This is a genomic window from Paraburkholderia sp. BR13439 (assembly GCF_040948805.1).
GTDB lineage: Bacteria > Pseudomonadota > Gammaproteobacteria > Burkholderiales > Burkholderiaceae > Paraburkholderia > Paraburkholderia youngii.
The window spans coordinates 411,768-432,935 of the sequence record NZ_JBFPKN010000005.1 but is presented as its reverse complement, the minus strand read 5'-3'; the positions used below and the strand labels follow the sequence as shown (position 1 = coordinate 432,935).

General features: G+C 62.0%; 19 protein-coding genes and 3 pseudogenes. 8 read left to right on the top strand and 14 right to left on the bottom strand.

Translation table 11 applies throughout. From position 1 onward, the window contains the following. Window positions 1-122: 122 nt before the first annotated feature. The 9 genes and pseudogenes from AB3X96_RS13555 to AB3X96_RS13515 form a co-directional block, all read right to left on the bottom strand. Window positions 123-1,034, bottom strand: a complete 912-nt coding sequence (locus AB3X96_RS13555) for a LysR family transcriptional regulator (RefSeq protein WP_368590136.1) — start codon at window positions 1,032-1,034, stop codon at window positions 123-125. 60 nt (window positions 1,035-1,094) lie between these two features. Beyond that, window positions 1,095-1,883, bottom strand: coding sequence for an enoyl-CoA hydratase/isomerase family protein (locus tag AB3X96_RS13550; protein ID WP_176106249.1), 789 nt, complete (start codon window positions 1,881-1,883; stop codon window positions 1,095-1,097). Between the two features lie 29 nt (window positions 1,884-1,912). Then, window positions 1,913-2,806, bottom strand: a complete 894-nt coding sequence (locus AB3X96_RS13545; RefSeq protein ID WP_368590135.1) for an alpha/beta hydrolase — start codon at window positions 2,804-2,806, stop codon at window positions 1,913-1,915. A 34-nt stretch (window positions 2,807-2,840) separates the two neighbouring features. Beyond that, window positions 2,841-4,022: an alpha/beta fold hydrolase gene (locus AB3X96_RS13540; protein ID WP_368590134.1), complete on the bottom strand. Its 1,182-nt coding sequence runs from the start codon at window positions 4,020-4,022 to the stop codon at window positions 2,841-2,843. A 33-nt stretch (window positions 4,023-4,055) separates the two neighbouring features. Continuing rightward, window positions 4,056-4,766, bottom strand: coding sequence for a flavin reductase family protein (locus AB3X96_RS13535; RefSeq protein ID WP_368590133.1), 711 nt, complete (start codon window positions 4,764-4,766; stop codon window positions 4,056-4,058). Window positions 4,767-4,801: 35 nt separating this feature from the next. Continuing rightward, a complete protein-coding gene (locus tag AB3X96_RS13530; RefSeq protein ID WP_368590132.1) occupies window positions 4,802-5,254 on the bottom strand; it encodes a MaoC family dehydratase in 453 nt (150 codons plus the stop codon). Between the two features lie 244 nt (window positions 5,255-5,498). Continuing rightward, window positions 5,499-6,119, bottom strand: a pseudogene (locus tag AB3X96_RS13525) (alpha/beta fold hydrolase); the annotation flags it as partial. 79 nt (window positions 6,120-6,198) lie between these two features. Beyond that, window positions 6,199-7,044 (bottom strand): annotated as a pseudogene (locus AB3X96_RS13520) (GlxA family transcriptional regulator); the annotation flags it as partial. After that, a pseudogene (locus AB3X96_RS13515) lies at window positions 6,981-7,346 on the bottom strand (PLP-dependent aminotransferase family protein); the annotation flags it as partial. The pseudogenes AB3X96_RS13520 and AB3X96_RS13515, both read right to left, overlap by 64 nt. A 471-nt stretch (window positions 7,347-7,817) precedes the next feature. Here AB3X96_RS13515 and AB3X96_RS13510 point away from each other — a divergent pair. The 3 genes from AB3X96_RS13510 (at window position 7,818) to AB3X96_RS13500 (ending at window position 11,671) form a co-directional block, all read left to right on the top strand. After that, window positions 7,818-9,002: an acetyl-CoA C-acyltransferase gene (locus AB3X96_RS13510; protein WP_368590131.1), complete on the top strand. Its 1,185-nt coding sequence runs from the start codon at window positions 7,818-7,820 to the stop codon at window positions 9,000-9,002. Between the two features lie 471 nt (window positions 9,003-9,473). Continuing rightward, window positions 9,474-9,740 (top strand): hypothetical protein, encoded by a 267-nt coding sequence (locus tag AB3X96_RS13505; RefSeq protein ID WP_368590130.1) that lies wholly within the window; start codon window positions 9,474-9,476, stop codon window positions 9,738-9,740. A 338-nt stretch (window positions 9,741-10,078) separates the two neighbouring features. After that, window positions 10,079-11,671, top strand: a complete 1,593-nt coding sequence (locus tag AB3X96_RS13500; protein ID WP_368590129.1) for an MDR family MFS transporter — start codon at window positions 10,079-10,081, stop codon at window positions 11,669-11,671. A 191-nt stretch (window positions 11,672-11,862) separates the two neighbouring features. On the opposite strand, the gene AB3X96_RS13495 is transcribed toward AB3X96_RS13500, so the two are convergent. The 5 genes from AB3X96_RS13495 to AB3X96_RS13475 all read right to left on the bottom strand — a co-directional run bounded on the left by AB3X96_RS13495 (window position 11,863) and on the right by AB3X96_RS13475 (window position 16,843). Beyond that, window positions 11,863-12,576: a TetR/AcrR family transcriptional regulator gene (locus AB3X96_RS13495; RefSeq protein WP_368590128.1), complete on the bottom strand. Its 714-nt coding sequence runs from the start codon at window positions 12,574-12,576 to the stop codon at window positions 11,863-11,865. 249 nt (window positions 12,577-12,825) lie between these two features. Beyond that, on the bottom strand, window positions 12,826-14,190 hold the full coding sequence (locus AB3X96_RS13490; RefSeq protein WP_368590127.1) for an MFS transporter: 1,365 nt from the start codon (window positions 14,188-14,190) through the stop codon (window positions 12,826-12,828). Between the two features lie 54 nt (window positions 14,191-14,244). Beyond that, window positions 14,245-15,531, bottom strand: a complete 1,287-nt coding sequence (locus AB3X96_RS13485) for a CaiB/BaiF CoA transferase family protein (protein ID WP_368590126.1) — start codon at window positions 15,529-15,531, stop codon at window positions 14,245-14,247. 1 nt (window position 15,532) lies between these two features. After that, window positions 15,533-16,309 (bottom strand): enoyl-CoA hydratase/isomerase family protein, encoded by a 777-nt coding sequence (locus tag AB3X96_RS13480; RefSeq protein ID WP_368590125.1) that lies wholly within the window; start codon window positions 16,307-16,309, stop codon window positions 15,533-15,535. A 237-nt stretch (window positions 16,310-16,546) separates the two neighbouring features. Continuing rightward, complete coding sequence (locus AB3X96_RS13475) at window positions 16,547-16,843, bottom strand: DUF1330 domain-containing protein (RefSeq protein ID WP_368590124.1); 297 nt, start codon at window positions 16,841-16,843, stop codon at window positions 16,547-16,549. A gap of 159 nt (window positions 16,844-17,002) precedes the next feature. Here AB3X96_RS13475 and AB3X96_RS13470 point away from each other — a divergent pair, with 159 nt between their 5' ends. The 5 genes from AB3X96_RS13470 (at window position 17,003) to AB3X96_RS13450 (ending at window position 21,147) form a co-directional block, all read left to right on the top strand. Continuing rightward, the gene (locus AB3X96_RS13470) at window positions 17,003-18,409 is read left to right on the top strand and encodes an NAD-dependent succinate-semialdehyde dehydrogenase (protein WP_368590123.1); all 1,407 of its coding nucleotides are present in this window, start codon (window positions 17,003-17,005) and stop codon (window positions 18,407-18,409) included. A gap of 45 nt (window positions 18,410-18,454) precedes the next feature. Continuing rightward, window positions 18,455-19,339, top strand: a complete 885-nt coding sequence (locus tag AB3X96_RS13465; protein ID WP_368590122.1) for a 3-keto-5-aminohexanoate cleavage protein — start codon at window positions 18,455-18,457, stop codon at window positions 19,337-19,339. Window positions 19,340-19,467: 128 nt separating this feature from the next. Then, complete coding sequence (locus tag AB3X96_RS13460) at window positions 19,468-19,947, top strand: tautomerase family protein (protein WP_368590121.1); 480 nt, start codon at window positions 19,468-19,470, stop codon at window positions 19,945-19,947. 373 nt (window positions 19,948-20,320) lie between these two features. Further along, the gene (locus tag AB3X96_RS13455) at window positions 20,321-20,704 is read left to right on the top strand and encodes an alcohol dehydrogenase catalytic domain-containing protein (protein ID WP_368590120.1); all 384 of its coding nucleotides are present in this window, start codon (window positions 20,321-20,323) and stop codon (window positions 20,702-20,704) included. Beyond that, a complete protein-coding gene (locus AB3X96_RS13450; protein ID WP_368590158.1) occupies window positions 20,596-21,147 on the top strand; it encodes a zinc-binding dehydrogenase in 552 nt (183 codons plus the stop codon). Before AB3X96_RS13455 ends, AB3X96_RS13450 begins: the two co-directional genes overlap by 109 nt. Window positions 21,148-21,168: the final 21 nt, after the last annotated feature.

Genomic DNA, 21,168 nt, shown 5'->3' with positions numbered 1-21,168 from the left:
CACCCGGGTTTGTTGCTGCTAGAAACGGCTTGCGTTTTGGCCTGCGTTGGCGTGATCACCACGCCCGAGCGAGCGTGAAGGGTGAAGCCTCGCCGATTTCGCGCCCGCGCATCCCTGTCACCTCACCGACGACGCAAATGTTCGTCCCGTTCGAATAGTTCCACGAGCCAGTCGATGAAGACGCGCACTTTCGCGCTCAGATAACGGTTGGGTGCGTAGATGACATGCACGGGGATAATCGGTTGCCGCCAATCCACGAGGAGAGGCACGAGTTTGCCCGCGACGATTGCGTCGCGCACCGAGTAGGTCGGCGCCTGGATGACGCCGAGACTGGCGAGGCCAGCCGCGAGATATGCATTCGTATCGTTGACGACGAGCCGATGACTCAAGTGGAGTCCCTCTTTCCGATCGTCATACAAAAACGGGAACGACGGCGGGTAGCCTGCGGTGGACGGAATCATGCCGATCGTCGGCAGATTGCATAACTCGTCCGGTGATGCCGGCGCGCCGTGCGCATCGAGCAGCGCGGGCGTCGCGCATGTAGTGAAACCGAAACTGCCGATCTGCCGGGCCACCATGAACTGCTCGTCGACCGTGCCGGCGCGGATCGCACAGTCGAAGCCTTCGGCGATCAGATCGGCGCGTTCATTGCCGACTTCGAGTTCGATTCCGATCTCGGGATAGGTGCGGTAAAAGTCGTCGAGAGCCGGGACCACCACGAGCGCGCCGATTGCCGTCGCGGCCTCCACACGGAGTCGGCCCGACGGTTTCATGCGCGCATGCGTGGTCGACGATTCGATATCCGCGAGTTCCGCAAGCAGGCGCACGACGCGCTCGTAGTAGATCGCGCCTTCCGGGGTGACGGTGACCGAGCGCGTCGTCCGGTGCAGCAGACGGACCTTCAGTTCTTCTTCCAGCTTCTGGATGAGCCGCGTGAGCGACGCATTCGGCATGTCGAGTGTTTCCGCTGCCTTCGTGAACGTGCCGGCTTCCACCACACGGACGAAGGCATTCATCGCTGCGATGCGGTCCATGATCGGCGTCTCCGTTATATGGGGAAGACGCCATTAGACCGCAAATCGCGAGCCCCGCTGCTATTGACCGGTGAAGTCCATGACCGGCCTCGGACGTCCGGCCTTCAGCGCCTCGACGGCGGAACGGATGCCCCGCTGTGCGTCGTCGGATTCGAACAAGGGCATCGCAATGTCGAACATCGCTTCGTCAGCGGCCGCGACACCGCCCCCCGCCCACGCGCGCAGCAGCGCCTTGTGCGCGGCATAGGCGCGCGTGGGGCCGTGTGCGAGCTTGCGCGCGAAATCGGATGCAGCCTTCAGCAGATCGGCGTCGGCAACGACGCGATTGACGATGCCAAAGCGTTCCATCGTCGCGGCCGGGACTTTCTCCGATGTCAGCGCCCACTCGGATGCACGCGCTCGACCGGCGCGCTCCGCGACCCGATAGATGCCGCCGAGCACGGTGACGATGCCGAGCGTCTGTTCGGGATGGCCGAACGTCGCGGATTCGGCCGCCAAGATCACGTCCGCGCGCAACGCGAGTTCGAAGCCGCCGCCGAAGCACAGCCCTTGCACAGCGGCGACGACCGGCACCGGAAGACGCTCGAAGCGGTTAAACACGGACATGTAGTGCTCGAAGCGAGCACGCAGCTCACGCACGTTCGCATCGGGCCACGTCATGATGTCGCCGCCGAACGAGAAGTTTTCGCCTTCGTTGCGCACGAGCACAGCGCGCGCGTCGCTGCGCTCGATCGCGGTGACTGCTGCGGCCAGCTCGTCGATCATCTGGTCGTCGATGCGATTTTGTGGAGGGCGGTCGATGACGATCGTCGCGAGCCCTTCGTCGAAATGGACAGTCAGGTGAGCCATGGAGAGATCCTTTGTCGTGGGGATGGACGTTAGGCGAGGTGATGTTTGAACCACTCGACAGCGGCTTCGCTGGAAAGGCGGAACTGCGGCAGATACGGGTCGAAGTGTCCACCTTCGATCGTCACGAGCCGCTTGGGCTGCAGCGCGCGTTCGTAGGCTGCGAGTTCGAGGTCGGTCAACGTGATCGTGTCGCTCGTCGCGACCACCATCAACAGCGGCGTTGGCGAAACGCGCGCGATCCATTGGCCCGGCTCGTACATTCGTGCGGCACGCGTCGAGCGAACCGTTACGTTGTTTTCCCAGGCTCCATCCGGCAGCGGCTGCAAATAAAATTCGAGAGCGTCTTTCGCTCGATACGACGCGGCAACTGCGGGATCGCTACTGACGACCGCCTGACGCCGCGGCGGCTCGCCGCGCAATTGCGCGCGATCGTCATCGGCAAACGCTTCTTCGAGGGCGGCGACATTCTCCGGCGCAATGCGGCGCAGCCCCTGTTCGTAGCCGCTGATCGTCGGTACTTGCGCGACGACGCAGCGCAGGCGACGCTCGGTCGCGCCGAGCACGATCGCGTGACCGCCCGCGTAGCTCGTGCCCCACAGGCCGATCCGCTTCGGATCGACGACGTCAAGCGTTTCGAGGAAGCTGATCGCGCGCCGCCAGTCCGCGATCTGACGCCACGGATCGATGTCGTGACGGGGCGTGCCTTCGCTCGCGCCGAAGCCGCGATGGTCGTGCAGCAACACCACGAAACCGGCTTCCGCGAAAGCGCGCGCGAACGGTTCTAGTCCGTGTTCCTTCACACCCGCGTAGCCATGTGCCATCGTGATCGCGGGGCGGCGTCCGTCGCCGGCGGGAACGAACAGCCAGCCGCGCAGCTTGACGCCGCCGTCCACTTCGAATTCAACGTCGGTACGTTTCACCATTTCAATCTCCAGGGAATGTGACTCAGCGCGCGGATTACGCGCTGCGATAAAAGAGGCTCGCGTCGACCACGCCTTGCAAACGATGGCCGAGTTCAGCCGAGAATCTGAGCGCACCGCCGAGCGGACGATGATGGATCGCCACGTGCACGATCTTGCCTTGCGGATTCGTCGTCAGGACGGTAATGCCGCGCATCTGTTCGCCGCCGAAGGCCTGCACTTCCCATTCGAGGTAATCGCGCAGCCCGCTGTGTGCCTCGTGCGTGAAGGAGAGCGACTCATAGATCCGGCTCGCGGTGGTCATGACGGTCTTGACCTGATCGATGCCGACGACCGGCTTCGCGAGCACACTCGCTTCGAGCATCACATCGGGCGAGAACGTCTCGGCGAACGCATCGGCGGATTTCTGCCCGAACGCGCGGGTCCATCCTTGCGGCGACACCGGCACGTCTGGAGCGTTCAGCCCTGCCCCGTTGGCCTCGATGTTCGCGAGAAAAGATCCGACGGCATGCGCGATCGCGGCGGGTTGCTCGACGTGCGGCCAGTGACCGGCGCGCTCGATCGATGTGACGTGCGGCGCCCTGAAACGTGGCGTTACGCCGAGCGAGATCGTTTCGGCCGTGGCGAAGGTGTCTCCATCGCCGCGGATGATCAGCACCGGGCCGAGGTATCGCGAAGGGTTCGCACCCGTCGGATGGCCTTCGTTCCAGAGGTCGGCGAAGGTGCCTGTCGCGTTTGCATCGACACGGTCGCCCAGTTGACCAAGCCGCTCGAGTTGGGCGTCGTCGAGATTCACCGACACGTTGCGACGTAACTCGCGTTGCGCGACCGGATCGCCGCCGAGCGCATGGAACCCGCGCATCGCTTCGGCCGGCAGACGGGTGCCGCGCAACGGTACCGGCGTCAGAAGCACGAGGCCTCGTACCTGCTCGTTTAGCCGTACCGCGACGAGTTCGGCGATCTGCGCTCCCATGCTATGACCGATCAGCACCACCGGCCGCGACAGCGCGCGGATCTGCGTCGTGATGTCCGCGGCGAAACGATCGAGACTGTATGGGCCGGGGTCGGCGGCGCGCGCCCCCATTCCCGGTAGATCAACGCACAGTGCGCCGGATGCGCGCTCGCCGAAATGCTGCGCGAGGTCGTCCCAGACTGCGGCACCGTCGAGGAATCCGTGGATAAACACGAGCAAGGGCCGGCTCGGATGAGTGGGATTCATAGATGTTCCCTGTCAGGCTGTTGGAATTGAAAATCAGCGAGTCGCGCCGGATGCGGACCAGTTCGCCGCGTCGATCGGCGAGTAACCGTCCGCGAAGTCATCGAGCCGGCCGATGCGGTGGTCCTGGAGTCGCGCGAGCACCTGCGGGTCGAGCGGCGTCGTGAACGCGCTTTGCACGACCGTGTATTCGGCGGCAAGGCGACCGACGGCTTGCAGTGCGGCGGTGTCGATGCGGCCGCGATCGAGGTAAAGGTCGTCGCGGATCTGAAAGCGCAGCACTTCGCCGAACACCACATGGTCGTGCTGGTCGCCGATCGGGATGATCCGATCGACCTTGCATTCGAGCGCGATGGGCGCGGCCTTCACGCGCGGCGGCCGGACCATCAGCGATGCCGCCTTTTCCAGGCCAACTGCTTCGAACTCGTCGACGTCGGACGGGAATTCGAAAGCGCTGCGGTGCATCGCATCCGCGAGTTCGAGATTGACGATGTTGACGACGAATTCGCCGGTGTCGCGAATGTTGATGAATGTGTCCTTCAGCGTGACGCCGTCGGAACGCGGTTGCATCGAGATCGAGATCATCGGCGGCTTGCGGCCGACCGCGGTGAAGAACGATATTGGCGCGAGGTTCGCGACGCCGTCTTTTGAAAGCGTGCTGACCCACGCAATGGCGCGCGGCAGAATCGAGCCGATCAACAGCTTGTAGTTCGCGGCGGCGTCCTGGGTGGAGGGATCGACGATCATGATGGAGGTCCTTGCGAAGTGACGGGCAATCGGCGTTACGCAGGCCGGCGTGCGACGATCAGTTTTGCGGTCATGTCCTGCACGATCTGGCCGTGCTGATTGATCGTTTTCGATCGCAGCGCGACGGTTCCGCGATCGGTGCGTGAGCGCGAAGGGATCAGTTCCACCACTTCGCTTTCCACGTGCAGGATGTCGCCGGGGCGCGTCGGCGTCTTCCATTCGACGTGGGCGCCGGCTCCGAGTACGCCGTTGATCAGCTTCGGGCCCTCGCTGACGAGCAGGCGCATCGTGATCGCCGCGGTATGCCAGCCACTCGCTGCGAGGCCGCCGAACATGGTGCCGCGGGCGGCTTCCTCGTCGAGATGGAATGGCTGCGGATCGAACTCCGCGGCGAACCGTTTGATAGCGGCCGCGCTGACTTCGTACGTACCGGTGATGGAGGTGTCGCCGACCTGGAGGTCGTCGAAATAAAGCGCCTGCCGATTCATGAGCGTCTCCTCTTGAGCCAGGGATGCGGGAGACCGGCTGGTAGCGTTGGTATCCCGTGTGTCGTGCAGCTACTGTAGGGAAGGGCTCGGCGAGGAGTAAGAGGGTGCCGCTGAATGGATTATTTCAGGCGGATCAATAATCGAAGGGGTGCGGGCGCCCGGGTTGCCGCGAGGTTAGCCGCTCGAGTGCATGTCCGCGCGCCGCATACTGAGGTGCGCGCGAACGTGCACGTTGGTTTCGAAGCTAGTAGCGAGCCACTTCGATTATCGCGTCAGCAAACGCCTGCGGTGCCTCCTGGGGCAAGTTGTGACCAATGCCGCCCCCTATAGTACGTTGCGCGTATCTGCCGACGAATTTCCTCGCATACGATGCGGGCTCTGGATGAGGGGCGCCGTTCGCATCGCCTTCCAGCGCGATCGTCGGCACGCTAATGACAGGCGCTGCTGCGAGGCGCTTCTCCAGCGCGTCGTATTGAGGCTCACCGCTCGACAAACCCAAACGCCAACGGTAATTGTCGATCACGACGGCAACGTGGTCCGGATTCTCGAACGCGGCCGCCGAGCGTTCGAACGTCGCATCGTCGAAGGACCATTTCGGCGACGCGAGTTGCCAGATCAGCTTCGCAAAGTCGTTGCGGTTCGCTTCATAGCCCTGCCTGCCGCGCTCGGTGGCGAAGTAGAACTGATACCACCACGAAAGCTCCGCTTTCGGCGGCAATGGCTTGGCGCCGACGCCCTGGCTCCCGATCAGATACCCGCTCACCGACACCAACGCCTGGCACCGTCGCGGCCACAGCGCGGCGACGATATTTGCCGTACGCGCTCCCCAGTCGAAACCCCCGAGAATCGCCCGCTGGATCGACACTCGAGCAATCGCTGCGGACGGTGGCGCGCGTCATTGCCGACCAGACCTACTGATCGTAGACGGTGCGACGCCGTGCGCCTCACCCTAGCGCGGCCGAGCGCGCGTTGCGACGTATCGCCTGTGGCGGTTGGCCGAACGCCCGAGTGAACGCATCGCGCATGCGGCGCGGGTCGGCGAATCCCGTCTGTTGCGCGATCTGTTCGACCGTATGGCGGCTTCGTTCCAGCATGAGGCGCGCCGCTTCGAGACGCAGTCTCTCCACGGCCTTGGCGGGCGATTGCCCCGTCTCCGCCCGGAACGCGCGGCTGAACTGACGCGGGCTGAGACGCGCCACTTCAGCCAGTTGCTCCACCAGCAGCGGTTGCGCGAGATTCTTCCGCGCGTAGGTCAGCGCGGACTGAATGCGGTCGGACTTCGCATCAAGCTCCAGCAACGCTGAATGCTGGGACTGACCACCGGCGCGCCGATGAGAGACGACGAGCGTTTGCGCGACCGATCTCGCAACGTCCACGCCCAGGTCGGCCTCAACTAACGCCAGCCCGAGATCGATCCCCGCTGTCATGCCCGCCGACGTCCAGACCGAACCGTCGACCGCGTAAATCCGGTCTTCCTCCACGCGAATGCGCGGAAAACGCGTGCGCAGCGCGGACGCATAGACCCAGTGCGTGGTGGCGCGCTTGCCGTCGAGCAGACCCGCTTCCGCCAGCACGAAGGCACCCGTGCAAATCGCGGCGACCCGCCGGGCCGTCAGCGCGCTGTGGCGTGCGTAGGCGAGCAGCCCCGGGGACGGCCGCGCCGCGCCGGGATCGCCGCCCGTGAACAGGACCGTGTCGAACGCTCGCTCTGCGAAGGGTTCGGTCATCACCGTGGGGCCACCGATCGGTCTGACTGGCTCGCCACGTTCCGACAGCGTGACGATTTCGTAGAACGCGTTAGGCCGACCGAGCCGAGCGCGAGCCGGATCGCGTGCGGCACATGCGCCGACGCGGCGAACGGGTGCGCTGTCGAAACGGCAATCTTCTCGCGCCTCAAAGCCATCGCGATCGCGTCCGCGCGCACTTCCTGAGCAAGCGGAAGCCAAAGAAAGTACGACACCGGATGGCCGATCCGTTTCACGGCGGCTAGCAAACGCGCCGCGATCTGGCGCATCGCGGCGTCGCGGCGTTTGTCGGCCGCGAGCATGTCGACCGTGGCGTCTTCGATCCAGCCGCATGCGATGGCGGTCAGGGTCGCCGGGATCCCTGCGACGTCTTGATGTTTCCCTCACGTATGCCGCGTTATATGCGGGCCTTCTGGAAGCTCGAATCGAAGAGCGTCGCAAGGTTTTGCAAATGCCTCGCTTACCGAACGCTTTGGATGAACTATACGATGTCGATGCCGCGGCGGGTATTTGGACTTCTCGCCGTTGAGTCGCCGTGCGATTTCGTAAGATACTTAATTCGGTCGCTCAGTGTCAGCTCGGTCACCGCTCGATGATCGTGGTGTCAATGCGCGTGCCGCGCTTGAGAAAAGCGCTTTCCAGCCTCCGCCGTGATTATTGATCGCTTTGGAATGATGCTTTGATCGGCACACTCTATCTTCCTGTGCGGACCTTTCTTACAGTATCTGCCAGACCCGGGGGACAGCGAATCGACCAAACTTGGTCGGCCGCCTTCGCCAGAGGAACACCAGCGCAGCATTTCATTCCAGGGAAGATCGATGAATACCCGTGAAGTTGTCATTGCCCATACCGTTCGCACACCAATTGGCGCGTTCGGTGGATCGTTGAAGGACGTCCCCGCGACTGCGCTAGGCGCGCTAGCCGTGAGGGAAACATTGCGGCGCGCCGCGCTCGATCCGAAAGCGCTGTCGTCCGTCGTGATGGGCAATGTCGTCCAGGCCGGTAACAGGATGAATCCGGCGCGACAGGCCGCCATCGGCGGCGGCGTGCCCGTGTCGGTGCCGGCGCTCACCGTCAACCGCGTCTGTGGCTCGGGCGCGCAGGCGATCGTCTCTGCGGCTCAGGAAATCGCGCTTGGCTATGGTGACGTCGCGGTTGCCGGTGGGATGGAAAGCATGGAGCGCGCGCCGTATCTGCTCGACACCGCTCGGTGGGGCACTCGCATGGGTAGCGCACAAGTGCATGACAGCATGCTGCGCGACGGTCTTGTGGATGCCTTCTCGGGTGAGCACTCAGGCTGGCACACGGAAGATCTCGCGACGAAGACTGACCTGACGCGGCGTGTTCAGGACGAGTGGGCCGCGCGTTCGCAGCAGCGTTTCGCGGCTGCGCAGGAACGCGGCGCATTCGATGCCGAACTCGTCGCCGTCGAAATTGCAGGGCGTAAGGGGAGCGTTCAGTTCGCGCGCGACGAGCAGCCGCGTCCGGAGACGACCGTGGAAACGCTGGCAAAGCTGCGTCCCGCGTTCCGTCCCGACGGCACAATTACCGCGGGAAATGCTCCCGGCCTGAACAGCGGTGCGGCGGCGATGATCGTGGCCCAGCGCGGTTATGCCGACGCGAGGGGCATCGAAGCGAGTGCGCGTCTCGCCGCTTTCGGTATTGCCGCAGTCGAGCCCGGCATGTTCGGCCTCGGTCCCGTGCCGGCCGTTCATATTGCATTGGAACGAGCGGGCTGGAAGCTTAGCGACGTCGAACGCGTCGAGATCAACGAGGCATTCGCTGCGGTGCCGCTCGCGGTTGCCCAGCAGCTTGGACTCCCACATGACATCGTCAATGTCGAAGGCGGCGCGATTGCGCACGGTCATCCGATCGGCGCAACCGGCGCGGTGCTGACTACGCGTCTCGTCCATTCGATGCGCCGCGATGGCTTGAAGCGCGGCATAGTCACGCTGTGCATCGGTGGCGGTCAGGGTATCGCGCTCGCGCTGGAGATGCTGTAACTGCGGGCTGAGGTTGCGCGGAAGCGGTGAGTCAAATATCTCCTGCGACACGGGCAATCCACGTTGCCGCTACGCGCGCCTGAGCAATCCGGCGATCTGCTGGGGCGACCGCGACGGTTGCAGGTTGTCTGCTGCGATGCGTGCCATCATCCGGTGTTCGACCTGCTACAGACTTTGAAGCCACGAACCGCTTCGGTCCCGGGAAATAGGCGTCGGAGTCGCCGTCAGCTGCGAGCCGGGGTCGCAATCATTCGACGGTTGAGCCGGCCTACCGCGTCGGGGACGAGCGCGTGCCGTGCTTCGAAATCTCCACGCACGACGTCGGATCGAAACCTCCAAAAACGCGCGTGCCATGCTCGACCAGGCCGGCACGCGCACGCACTAGCGCATTGATGTCCGCCGAGTACCTGGCCATGAAGGCTGGTGTGGGACAATCGGCGTCGTCTACCACTCGTCTGGAGAGCGAACGCCATGGATTCGTCATACATTAATCTGACAGCCCCCGTCGTCGCCAGCCAGTCAACACTGTGGTTCTCTGCATACGGCTTTGGCTGGGGATACCGCGCCTTCGAACTCAGGCCAGAGGTTGTTTGCGAATACCTCGGAGCGGCTGACGACAGCCAGAAGCAGTTGCTGCTCGCGTTTCAGTTGGCAAGGCCAAGGCTAGCGGGAGTGGCGGAACGCAAAATGCCTCCATCTAACGGAGAGCGTACCGAGATTACCGGCCAGGATCTTTGAAGTGCGCCGCAGCAGTGCACATATCCGGCGGGTCGGTCTAAGCGACGGCCGTTCGCCCTTTTAGCTGACCGGACACACGGAAGTCGCATGCGTTCACGTCAACGCCGTTGACCGACGCCGTCGCGAGGGCGCTCCGATCGCGCAATCCCCCCGCCTTGCGATTCGCTTGAGCGCATGCAGGCCTCTGACGAACACCCGCGATTCAGCCGTCACGTTCGCGTTTGTGGGCGTACCATCACTGCAGAACGCATGAAGGTTGCACACGCGGGGCCGTCCGGTTCGACGAAACCGGGCGGCGCGCGGCAGATCTGCCGCTTCTCAGCGGCGAGGAGCGCTTCATGGCCACTGGCATCGAACTTCACGATCAACGACGGCAACTGCTGCCATTTCGCCAGTCGATATTCGCGATGCTCGGAGTCGCGTCGGTTTCGATGCTGATCGCGCTCGACCAGACCATCGTTGGCACCGCGATGCCGCGCATCGTCGCGGAGCTCAAGGGTTTCGAACTCTATGCGTGGGTCGCGACGGCCTACATGCTTACGTCGGTCATCACAATTCCGATCTTCGGGCGCCTGGGCGATCTGTTCGGTCGCAAGCCCTTCATGCTGTCCGCCATCCTTGTCTTCACCGTCGCATCGGTGCTCTGCGGGATCGCGACCAACATGCTGTTTCTGGTGCTCGCGCGCGGACTTCAGGGCATCGGTGGCGGCATCATGCTGGGGACGGTGTTCGCGACCGTCGCCGACCTGTTCCCCGATCCGAGGCTACGCCTGCGTTGGCTGGTGTTCGTGACCTCGGCGTTTGGCCTTGCGAACATGGTCGGGCCAATGCTCGGGGGCATGCTCACTCAGCACGGAAGCTGGCGGCTGGTGTTTTTCGTCAATGTACCGGTGGGTGTGGTGGCGCTGTTCCTCGTGCGTGCTTTCCTTCCGCACTTGCGCCATGCCCGCGACGGCGCGCGGCTGCGCCTCGACTGGCTTGGCGCATTCGTCGTCGCCGTGACGTTCGGCGCGCTGCAGCTGGCGATCGAGCTCTTGCCGAGGCAAGGATGGACTGCTTCTACAATCATACTGGCCGTGATCGCGCTGGTCTGTTCGCTGACGCTTTTCTTCTGGGAAAAGCGCATGGGCTATCCGATCATCCCCGTGGACATGCTGCTCGACCGCAGGCTCGGTGCGCTTTTTGCAATGTCAATGCTCGGCGGGTTCGCGCTGTTCTCTCTCGTTTTCTACGTGCCGCTGCTGTTTCAGGGCGGCTATGCGATGTCTCCGCGTGCCTCGGGCATGCTGATCACGCCGCTCCTGCTCGGCACGACGGTCGGCAGCTTCATCAATAACCGCGTGGTCACGCGCATCCGGCGCGCCAACGCGATCCTCTACGTCGGCTTCGCGTTGTCCGCTTTTGCGAGCCTCGCGGTGGTCGTGCTGCGAGGCCACGAGCCGTACCTCGTGTGGATGGCGTGCATGGGAGCGAGCGGCCTGGGGTTGGGCCTCGTGGGCACGAGCCTCACGGTCTGCTCGCAGCAGATCGTCTCGCGAGACCATCTCGGCGCCGCCACCGCATTGCTGCAGTCGCTGCGCACATTCGGCGGCATGCTTGGTACGGTGATGACAGGCGCGCTGTTGGGGCACCTTTACACGATGGGCGTGAATCGCTCGTTAGATTCATACCAGGCGGCGCAGTGGTTCAAGTCGTTTGCAAGTCCCGAACTGCTCGTGGACCGTGCCGAGCAGGCCGCGCTGATCAGTCGCCTCGTGAGCGCCGGGCACGCCGGCGACGCGATGATGAGCTCGGCGCGCAGCGCGCTCGTGGATTCGATCCACACTGGCCTCATCGTGGCCGCTGTGGCTGCGATGGTCGGCTTGTGTCTCGCGTGGTTCGTGCCGCCGGTGCGGGTCGGCTATCTCGAGGCGCAGCCACAAAATGGTTGATGATGGGTTACCCCGGTGTCGGTTGCTACCTGCGAGGTCGTACATGGTTAGCGACATTCCGTGGTAGCTGGGGCACAGCGTGACCATGCTGGGAGTGCGACCGAACTCCACAGCGTCCCTCGTTGATCACGATGTCGAACACCTCCAGAACAGTATGCTGCGGCGGCGCTCACATTTGACAGCGACGACGGCTACGCTTTGGCGCGCTTGCGCGCTGTGCGGGTCAACACAGGCTTTTCAGAGAGCATGCACTGCTGAATCACGCGCTGGAGATGATCCGGGCCGGCCGTGATCGCGCTTAGCAACGTCATCAAGACGAAATCGATCAACTTAGGTATTGCGACCCTGGTGTCCGCCCTCGGTGCACGGTTCGCCAGGATCAAGGTGGCGAGACCATGTTCCATGCTCCACGCGGCATGAGTCACTAGCTTGAGATCGGCATGGGGCCAGCCACTCTCGATAGCTAGTGCTTCAATCGTCTCGGAAAACAACCCAAAAGACCTGTTACTTTCCTCGGTGAGTTCTGGATACGCCTGATGCGCCACGATGCGAGGTCCGATCATCAGACCGAACAGTCCATTGTGGCGCTGCGCGAACTCAACATACACCCGCATCATCCGGTACGCTTTGGCAAGTGCGGTGTCGTCGCTGTCACGGATCGCAACGCGCAACGCAGCGAGGTCGCGATATCCACTCGCCGCGATCGTGGCCAGAAGTTCGTCGATACCGGCAAAATGTCGCGAGGGCGCGGCTTCTGATACGCCCACCATTCGCGCGAGGTAACGAAGACTCAGATCTTGTGCAGACACATCCTTGAGCGCGTTGCGCCCCGCTTCGATGAGCGCATTGCGCAGATTGCCATGGTGGTAATCCGCGTTCTTTGTGATAGATGACTTAGGACTCACGTGGCCTTCGTTGGTGGAGCAAAACAAGGAATCGATTATAAATTCTGCGCAAAGAGGCAAGCAATATCCGGATGGGCCGCTAGACAGGCGAGCATGACTACGCGCATTCTGGCGGCTTGCTGGCGTGGCTGGATGTCAGGCTACACCGCATGCCCATCTGCTCCAGGCAGACAGCGCCGAAGGCCGCCTTTTAGCGCACAACGCGGCGCTTGCCATGACTACCCGGTCCGGCCCGTTGGCATCGACTGATCAAGTGGAGCATCGAACCGATACGTCGTCAACGGGCGATCGCCTCCTGACAATGTGTTGCACGCCAAAAAGAAGAACCGCTACGCCGATCGCCTGGACACACGCAATCATTATGAACCCGCTCGCGTAAGTTCCAGTCGCGTCGCGGACATATCCGATAAGAAAGGGTGTAACGAAGCCTGCGACGTTGGCGGCGGAACTGATCAACGGCACGCCGACCACTAACGACTTACCGCTGAGGAGGCCGACAGTCATTTGCCAGAAGAGCGTGATACCCGCTCCAGTTCCCGCGAAGCCCAGAGCGAGGAGAAAAAACGTCGCGATGAGGCTGCTGTGCCATACGAAGACGAGCGCCGAAAGGCTCACCGCAGTAAAAAACGACGCCAGCGCACAGAAGAGCCGCCGACGCTGCGCACTGCCCCCGATGCTACAGATAAGCACATTGCCCAATGCCCCTAAAATGCAGGCACCCGCGACTGCACGGCCGATCTCTTTGTATCCGCCGAATCCCGCCTCGCGAAGTATCGTCGGGGAGTAGAAAAACAGTGCGGCCGTCGCGGCGAGGAGGGAGAAGTAGGCCGCGCTCACGATCCAGACGGCGGGGTTGAGGAAAAGAGGCCGGTCCTCGTCGTGTGCATCGTTCATCGTTTCGGCGCTATTTCGGAGATTGTCCTCGACGAGCGTACGCTGGCGCGCCGAAAGCCACTTGGCGCCGCGAGGCAGATCCGGAAGTATCATGAACGCAACGCACGCCAACACGACCGTAGGGATGGCCTGAGCGAAGAACATCCATCGCCAGCCTTGAAAGCCGGCCAGTCCGTTCATGTGCTCGAGCACGAAGCCCCCCGTTAGGCCGATCGTGACCGTCGAGAAGAGCGATCCTGAATGGAAGATGCTGAAGTTGCGCGTGCGCCTTTCTCCCGGGAACCACGCATTGAAGTACAACACGACACCCGGATAGAATCCAGCCTCGAACACACCGAGCAGGAACCGCAATGCGTAGAACGTCGGCGCGTTATTGACGAACGTCATCGCGACACTGGTCAGTCCCCACGCGCCGGCGGTACCAGCGAGCACGGCGCGCGCGCCGAACTTCTTTTGCAGCATCGTGGCAGGGACGCCGAACAGCACGTAGCCGACGAAGAAGAGGCCGGCGCCCAGTCCATACACTGTCTCGCTGAATCGCAGATCCACGACCATTTGCAGCTTCGCGAAAGCAACGTTCGAGCGGCCGACCCACGCCAGCATCCATAAGCCGAACAGTATCGGCAATATCCTCCATTGCGCCGAAGCGTAGGCTTTCCGAAGGAGGGCGTTGTCATCCGACGATGACGCTTCTACGCAGGCTTGTTTCACCACTTCCATCCAGTCCTCCGACGTGATGCGTTGATATCGGGAATACGAGTCGTACCTCGGCGATCAAAGATCGTCCGCGACTTTCTGCAATTCGCGCGCTTGCGAAACAACGGTAGCGCCGATCTTCTTCGTTGATGGCGGCGGCCCACCGACCAGAATGCCGCTATCGATTGCATTGCGGATTTCGGCATCCGCGAGGCCCGTTTCGCGGAAAACCTGCTCGTTGTGCTCGCCGCGAAACGCGGGCGCGCTGCGCATTCCAAGCTTGTCATCGGAAAAGTGCCATGGATAGCCGTGTATCAGATATGAGCCGCCCCGGCGATCCGAAATCTCGTGCACCGCACCCCATTGCCTGGCCCAATCGGTCTCGGCCAATTCCTTCAACGTACGAATCTGGCCGATCGCGATCTTGGCCTCGTCGAGTTGGGCATCGAGCGTCTTGAGATCGCGGAATGACCGCATCCAGGCCTGGATCACTGCGTGCAGTGCCTTGTAGTTCCGCAGGCGGTGCTCAGCAGTGCAGAAACGCGGATCGTGCGCCAGGTCCATACGACGCATCGCCTTCAGGTAATTCGGAAACGTGTTGCTGCCGACGATGCTTTGTGCCGCCACAAACTCTTCGCCACCCGGGCCGACGAAATGAGGTCCGTCGGCGGCACCGAGGATGCCGGGCTCCGCGCCCGTATCCACACCCGCGAGATCGAGGTGAGCGCGCTCGTTGATCGACAGCATCACGGCCGCCATCGCGACGTCGATGTACTGGCCGCGCCCGGTGACTTCTCGCTTGCGCACTGCCGCGAGCACGGCGATGGTCGCTTGCAGGCCCGCATAGACGTCCGCGTGCGACAGGGGATCGGTCCATTTACGGCCGTCGCTGGCGTTATCGAAATGTCGCAGTGTGTTGTGCGTGAATCCCGTTTCGGCTTGCACGGTCGGCGCATAGGCCATGCGCGACGCCCATGGACCGTGTTGGCCGTAGCCCGTGATCGAAACATAGACCAGCTTGGGATTGCGATGCGCGAGTGTCGCGTAGTCGAGTCCAAAACCCTTGAGCGTACCAGCCCGAAAATTTTCGACGACGATGTCGGCGTCGTCACACAGGCGTAGCACGAAATCACGTGCGCCCGGTGCGTTCAGATCGATGCTGATGTTGCGTTTGCCGCTATTTTGCTGAGCGTAGTAGCCGGACATGCCGTCGCGATTCGGAAATGCGGCGCGCGACACATCGGGTCGCGGAGGCTCAATCTTGATCACATCGGCACCAAGATCGGCTAGCGTCCGCGCGCACAGCGGGCCGGCCAGCACGCGGGAAAAATCGACGACCTTGAGTCCTTCGAGCGGTCCGGTCATGTCAATTCCCTTCGAAAATAGCGGTGCCAGGACCAGTCTTATCGAAGGCCTCCAGTCCGCGTTTAAGATCCTGCGACGCCCAGATCGGCTTTTGCAGTTCGAACATCGCTTCGTCGGCGGCGGCAACCCCCTCATTGACCGCAACACGCACGAGTTGCTTGGTGGCGGCATGCGCGACGGTCGGGCCGGCGGCGAGTTCCTGCGCAAGCGACAGCGCCACTTCATCGAGCTTGTCGTCGGGCACAACGAGATTGATCAGGCCCCAGCGTTCGAGCGTGGCCGCGTCATACCGGCGACCGAGCAACGCGAGTTCTTTCGCGCGTGCCGGACCGGCTCGCATCACCTGACGCTGAATGCCGCCGAGCAGCGGGTGCAAACCTAGTGCGACCTCAACCGAGCCGATCTTTGCCGATTCGGCGACGACGCTGAAGTCGCAGGCGAGCGCCACTTCGAATCCGCCGCCGAGGCATGTTCCGTTCACCGCGACAACAATCGGGATCGGTAGTGTCTCGAAGCCACGCAGCACGTCGAGCGGATCCATCAGCGCTTTGCCTTGCGTGGCAATGCGATCGGGAAAAAGCGCCACTTCAGCGCCGGCTGAGAAGTGCCGCAGACCACTGCGCAGCAGGATCGCGCGCGAGCCGCGTTTCACTGCCTGATTGAATTCATCGAGCAGGGCGCGATACAGCGTCGGGCCCATCAGGTTGTGCGGGCGACGGTTCATTGTAAGGACCGTCACGGCGCCTTTGATTTCTCTCTGAACAAGTGCTTCGTCCATTCTTTGCTCCATTTCGTCAGATTCGGACATTTCCACATCCACATGTTAACGGGAATAACATCGCGATAAATCGTTGATGTCGGCATTTTCTTGTTGAAAAAAGGTGACAACCGAAGAGATTATTTCCCGTATCGTAGCGGCAATAATCGGGCGACGGCGCGATACGAGGCGCGGTATGTGATGCGATATAAGTACTATGGCGAATCAGGATGGACTTAGCGGTTACTTCGAAACTTCTCAGCCTTCGAGACCGGCGACTACGCGCGCATCTCTTTCAGCGCCGTCTCCCAATACCGCTAGCGCTTCCTGATAAGCCTCACTCTGAAACGTGGCGAGAGCCTGCTCGAAGCTCGGGAATTCGACGACGACGGTGCGTTCTTTGAGGCCGGCCTGAAATGCAACGACTTCGCCGCCCCGTACCAGAAATTTCCCACCCGCCGCTTTCACCACCTGTGTCGCGAGGACACCGTACGCCGCGAGTTTGCTTGCGTCATGGACCGCCCGATAAGCCGCCACCCAATATCCTTTTGCCATTTCGCTCTCCGGTTGAAGGTACGTACAAATGTTAACGGCACAAACATCAATATCAATGAGGGTTTTTCCTGACCAAAAAAAAGCTGGCGCGGATAGGTGTTAACGGTGTTAGCATATGCCGACGCATTGACTCGATGCCAATTTTCAGCGGAGAACTTCATGCCCTATACGACTACCAATCCTGCAACCGGCGAACTGCTTGCCACCTACGACGACGTATCCGACGAGTTGCTCGAAACGAAGCTCGCTGCCGCGCAGCGCGCGTTCGAAACTGACTGGCGCCGTCGTCCCGTCAGCGATCGGGCGCGCATCATGTCGCGCGCGGCGGCCCTGTTGCGCAGGAAGGCCGACGAATACGCGGGCTATCTGACGCTGGAAATGGGAAAGCGCAGCGGCGAAGCGCGCAAGGAAGTGGAATCGTCTGCAAACATTCTCGACTACTACGCAAAGCATGCGGGCACCTATCTGCAACCCCGTCCACTCGCGGAAGCGCCCGACGCAACCGTGCACATCGAGCCAATCGGCGTGCTTTTCGGGATCGAGCCATGGAATTTTCCGTACTACCAGATCGCGCGCGTAGCCGGCCCGCAACTGATGGTCGGCAACGTCCTGCTGCTCAAACATGCGGAAAGCGTTCCGCAATCCGCATTGGCCTTCGCGCGGTTGTTCGAGGAAGCGGGCGCGCCCGAGGGCGTCTATACGAATCTGTTCATTTCGATCGACCAGGCGGGGCGTGTCATTGACGATCCGCGCGTCCAGGGCGTGACACTGACGGGCAGCGAGCGCGCTGGCGCTGCCGTTGCTGAGCGTGCCGGCCGGAATCTGAAGAAAGTCGTTCTCGAACTGGGCGGCAGCGATCCGTTCATCGTGCTGGAGGATGCGCCGCTCGATTGGGCGATTCAAAGCGCGGTCGCGGGACGAATGCTCAATGCGGGTCAATGCTGCGTAGGATCCAAGCGAATCATCGTGGTCGGCAAGGCGCGCGGCGACGCTTTCCTCGAAGGCTTCGCAAAGCAGATGGCCGCGCTCTCGACGGGCGATCCAGCCGATCCAGCCACCGCAGTCGCACCGCTGTCCTCCGAGCGCGCATTGAATCTGCTGCTTGAGCAAATCGATCGCGCGGCTTCGCACGGCGCGTTCATCGTGTGTGGCGGAAAGCGCGTCGAGCGCCCGGGCTTCTATTTGCAGCCGACTGTCCTGACCGACATCTCGCCACAGAATCCCGTGTTCGCCGAAGAGCTGTTCGGCCCGGTGGCCGCCTTTCACGTCGTCGACGACGAAGCCGCCGCAATTGCGCTCGCCAACGGCACGCCGTACGGTCTCGGTGCGTCGGTGTTCACTGCGGATACCGAGCGCGGCGAGCGGGTCGCCGCGCAGATCGACAGCGGCATGGTGTTCATCAATCAGCCGTTCGGCACGGCGGCCGAACTGCCGTTCGGTGGTGTCAAACGTTCAGGCTTTGGCCGGGAGCTGTCTCAGTTGGGCTTCGACGAATTCGTCAACAAAAAGCTGATCAGGGTTGCACCCGTTGGGGCTGCGCCGTTCGGCCCCGCGCGGGCCGCATGAACGCACGATGGCATTGCTTGATTCCCAATTTTTTGAACGAACATCATGACAGGCAAGACGATTATCAGTTGTGCACTCACAGGAAGCGACGATACACCGCGGCTGAACCCCGCAGTGCCCGTGACGCCCGAGCAAATCGCCAATGAGGCCATCGCTGCGTGTGAAGCCGGTGCGAGCATCGCGCACATTCACGTAAGGGATCCCAAAACAGGCACTCCGAGCACTGAGTTGTCGCTCTATGGTGAAGTCGTCTCGCGCATCCGCGATAGCGGGTGCCCGATTTTGATCAATCTGACGACGGGCCCAGGCGCACGTTTCGTTCCCAGCGACGAAGACCCGAATCGGGGAAGCGAACTAAGTACGATGATGACGCCCGAGGCGCGCGTGCGGCATGTGCTCGAGTTGCGTCCGGAAATCTGCACCCTGGACATTGCGACGATGAACTTCGGCAGTCACGCATTCGTGAACGTGCCCGACCATCTGATCAAGATGGCAACCTTGATTGAAGAAGCGGGCGTGAAGCCAGAAATCGAGGTATTCGATCTGGGCCACGTGCGGCTGGCGCGCCACCTGATCGAAACGCAGGGCATTCTGCAGGCTCCGCTGTTTCAGCTGTGTCTTGGCGTGCCATGGGGCGCGTCCGCCGACACCGAGAGCCTTCTGCAGATGAAACGCTATCTGCCGGAGAACGCCCGCTGGTCGGCATTCGGCATCTCGCGCGCTCAATTTCCAATCGTGGCGCAGAGTGTAATTCTTGGCGGACATGTTCGCGTCGGCCTCGAGGACAACCTTTATCTTGCCAAAGGGGAACTGGCGCCGGGCAACGCTGCACTGGTCAAACGCGCGGTCAGTATCGTCAGAAGCATTGGCGCGGACGTGGCAACACCTGACGAGACGCGCAAAATACTCGGCCTTCCCCATCGCCAATAGATGCGGGACTGAATTCACTAAAAATGCTGCGTTGCGAAAGCATTGTTTTAAAGCGGTAGCCTATTCTTTGGCTATTCATACCGCCGCCTCACTCATGTCTGGTTCATCCTTTGTTTCAGGAGATCTGGATGCTCTGGAATAGGGAATGCGGCATCTATCGATGCATGGAGAGAAAAATGCCTTTGTGGAATATCTATCATCCCGTCGGTGCCTACACGGCAGAAGACAAGCAGGAGATGGCGAAGCGAATTGCCGACATTTACATCATCCCTCGCTTCTACGTCGGTGTACTGTTTCACGAACAGCCGAAAGACTCCTTCTTTATGGGGGGAGTGTCGCGGGACGATTTTGTCAGAATCCGATTAGATCAATTCGCAAGGCACATCGCCAAGGACCCCGTGTGGACTGAGTCGTGGTTGCGCAAGGCGAACGCTGCGATTGCGCCGTTTGTCCAGGAGCGGGGCTATCACTACGAGCTGCACGTCGGCGAAACGCCGCGCGAACTGTGGTTGATCGATGGCATTCGACCACCTCGGCCTGACACGGAAGCTGAGAAGAAATGGAAGCTGGAAAACCGGGCGTCGCCATATGAGCCGAGCGAAGGTTGAGTGCATCAGTCAGTTCCGCAACTAGCAGGGGCTTGAACTCGAACGACTGCGGTGAAAACCGGGCTTTCGCCCAAGTCTTTCTAGAGGTATCGCTCGATACCAAAACGGAGATTTGTTTGGGTGGCCCGGATTCTTCCATGGTCAACCAGAGTGATTGTCGGACGGGCTCGCCCCGGGCAGCGCGACAAACCGACCGCCACGCCTCCTATTGACCACCTCTTACTATTCGCCGAGGAAGTGCGGCCGTAGCAATACGCGTAGCGATGCAGCGAGTCGCCGTCCGTCGTGAAAGTGTCTGGCACCCATCGTTGCCAAAGGGCGCGAGCCGTTGGGCATCGTACGTTCATACCTACGCAGGTGAAGGAGACAGTACATGAAGGCCCTGATATTCGAACGCAATGGGGAGCCGTCAGAAGTAGTTCACTGGCGTGATGCGCCCGATCCCACGCCCGGGCGGGGCGAAGTCCGCGTGAGGATGCTGCTGGCGCCCGTGCACCCGTCTGACCTGCACGTCATCCGTGGCCGTTTCGCCTGTCAGCGTCAGCCGGAACTGCCGGCTTCACCGGGATCCGAGGGCGTCGGCATCATCGACGCCGTGGGCAACGACGTGCCCGCACGCGGACAGGAGAGCGTGTCGTCTTGCTGGACGTGCCCGGAACCTGGAGAGAGCAGGTTATTAGTCCGGCCGACCGTGCGATACCTGTACCGCAGGCGATCTCCGACGAGGACGCAGCACAGGCACTCATCAACCCGATGACGGCATGGGCGATGACGGTGAGCGAGCACCAGCTCGGGTGCGGCGACTGGCTTGTGCAGAGCGCGGCCGGCTCGACGGTCGGTCGGCTCGTCCTGCAGATCGCTAAAGCGCAGGGGTTCCGCACCATCAACCTCGATCGCCGCGAAGAGCAGGTCACGGAAATCAAGGCGCTTGGGGGTGACGTCGTGCTATGCACTGCGGACCAAAACTGGTCCGAGCAGTTGAAGACGGCCACTGGCGGCAATGGCATCGCGAAGGCGATCGACTGCGTCGCGGCCGCACGGGCGCCGCGCTTGCGCGTCAATTGGCCCCGAATGGATGCATGCTCGTCTATGGAGCCTTGTCGTCGCATCGTCAGACTTGCCCCGCAGCCTTTGAGATGCCGATTTTCGCCCGCTGCGCAGCTAATGGGCAGGCAGTGCGACCGGCTTCGAAGTCGCTAGCGGCGAGGCCCCCGGGCCACT

Coding starts and splice junctions, on each gene's coding strand:
- AB3X96_RS13555 (WP_368590136.1), bottom strand. CDS start 1,034: ATGGACCGCATCGCAGCGATGAATGCCTTCGTCCGTGTGGTGGAAGCC.
- AB3X96_RS13550 (WP_176106249.1), bottom strand. CDS start 1,883: ATGGCTCACCTGACTGTCCATTTCGACGAAGGGCTCGCGACGATCGTC.
- AB3X96_RS13545 (WP_368590135.1), bottom strand. CDS start 2,806: ATGGTGAAACGTACCGACGTTGAATTCGAAGTGGACGGCGGCGTCAAG.
- AB3X96_RS13540 (WP_368590134.1), bottom strand. CDS start 4,022: ATGAATCCCACTCATCCGAGCCGGCCCTTGCTCGTGTTTATCCACGGA.
- AB3X96_RS13535 (WP_368590133.1), bottom strand. CDS start 4,766: ATGATCGTCGATCCCTCCACCCAGGACGCCGCCGCGAACTACAAGCTG.
- AB3X96_RS13530 (WP_368590132.1), bottom strand. CDS start 5,254: ATGAATCGGCAGGCGCTTTATTTCGACGACCTCCAGGTCGGCGACACC.
- AB3X96_RS13510 (WP_368590131.1), top strand. CDS start 7,818: ATGAATACCCGTGAAGTTGTCATTGCCCATACCGTTCGCACACCAATT.
- AB3X96_RS13505 (WP_368590130.1), top strand. CDS start 9,474: ATGGATTCGTCATACATTAATCTGACAGCCCCCGTCGTCGCCAGCCAG.
- AB3X96_RS13500 (WP_368590129.1), top strand. CDS start 10,079: ATGGCCACTGGCATCGAACTTCACGATCAACGACGGCAACTGCTGCCA.
- AB3X96_RS13490 (WP_368590127.1), bottom strand. CDS start 14,190: ATGGAAGTGGTGAAACAAGCCTGCGTAGAAGCGTCATCGTCGGATGAC.
- AB3X96_RS13485 (WP_368590126.1), bottom strand. CDS start 15,531: ATGACCGGACCGCTCGAAGGACTCAAGGTCGTCGATTTTTCCCGCGTG.
- AB3X96_RS13480 (WP_368590125.1), bottom strand. CDS start 16,309: ATGGACGAAGCACTTGTTCAGAGAGAAATCAAAGGCGCCGTGACGGTC.
- AB3X96_RS13475 (WP_368590124.1), bottom strand. CDS start 16,843: ATGGCAAAAGGATATTGGGTGGCGGCTTATCGGGCGGTCCATGACGCA.
- AB3X96_RS13470 (WP_368590123.1), top strand. CDS start 17,003: ATGCCCTATACGACTACCAATCCTGCAACCGGCGAACTGCTTGCCACC.
- AB3X96_RS13465 (WP_368590122.1), top strand. CDS start 18,455: ATGACAGGCAAGACGATTATCAGTTGTGCACTCACAGGAAGCGACGAT.
- AB3X96_RS13460 (WP_368590121.1), top strand. CDS start 19,468: ATGCTCTGGAATAGGGAATGCGGCATCTATCGATGCATGGAGAGAAAA.
- AB3X96_RS13455 (WP_368590120.1), top strand. CDS start 20,321: ATGAAGGCCCTGATATTCGAACGCAATGGGGAGCCGTCAGAAGTAGTT.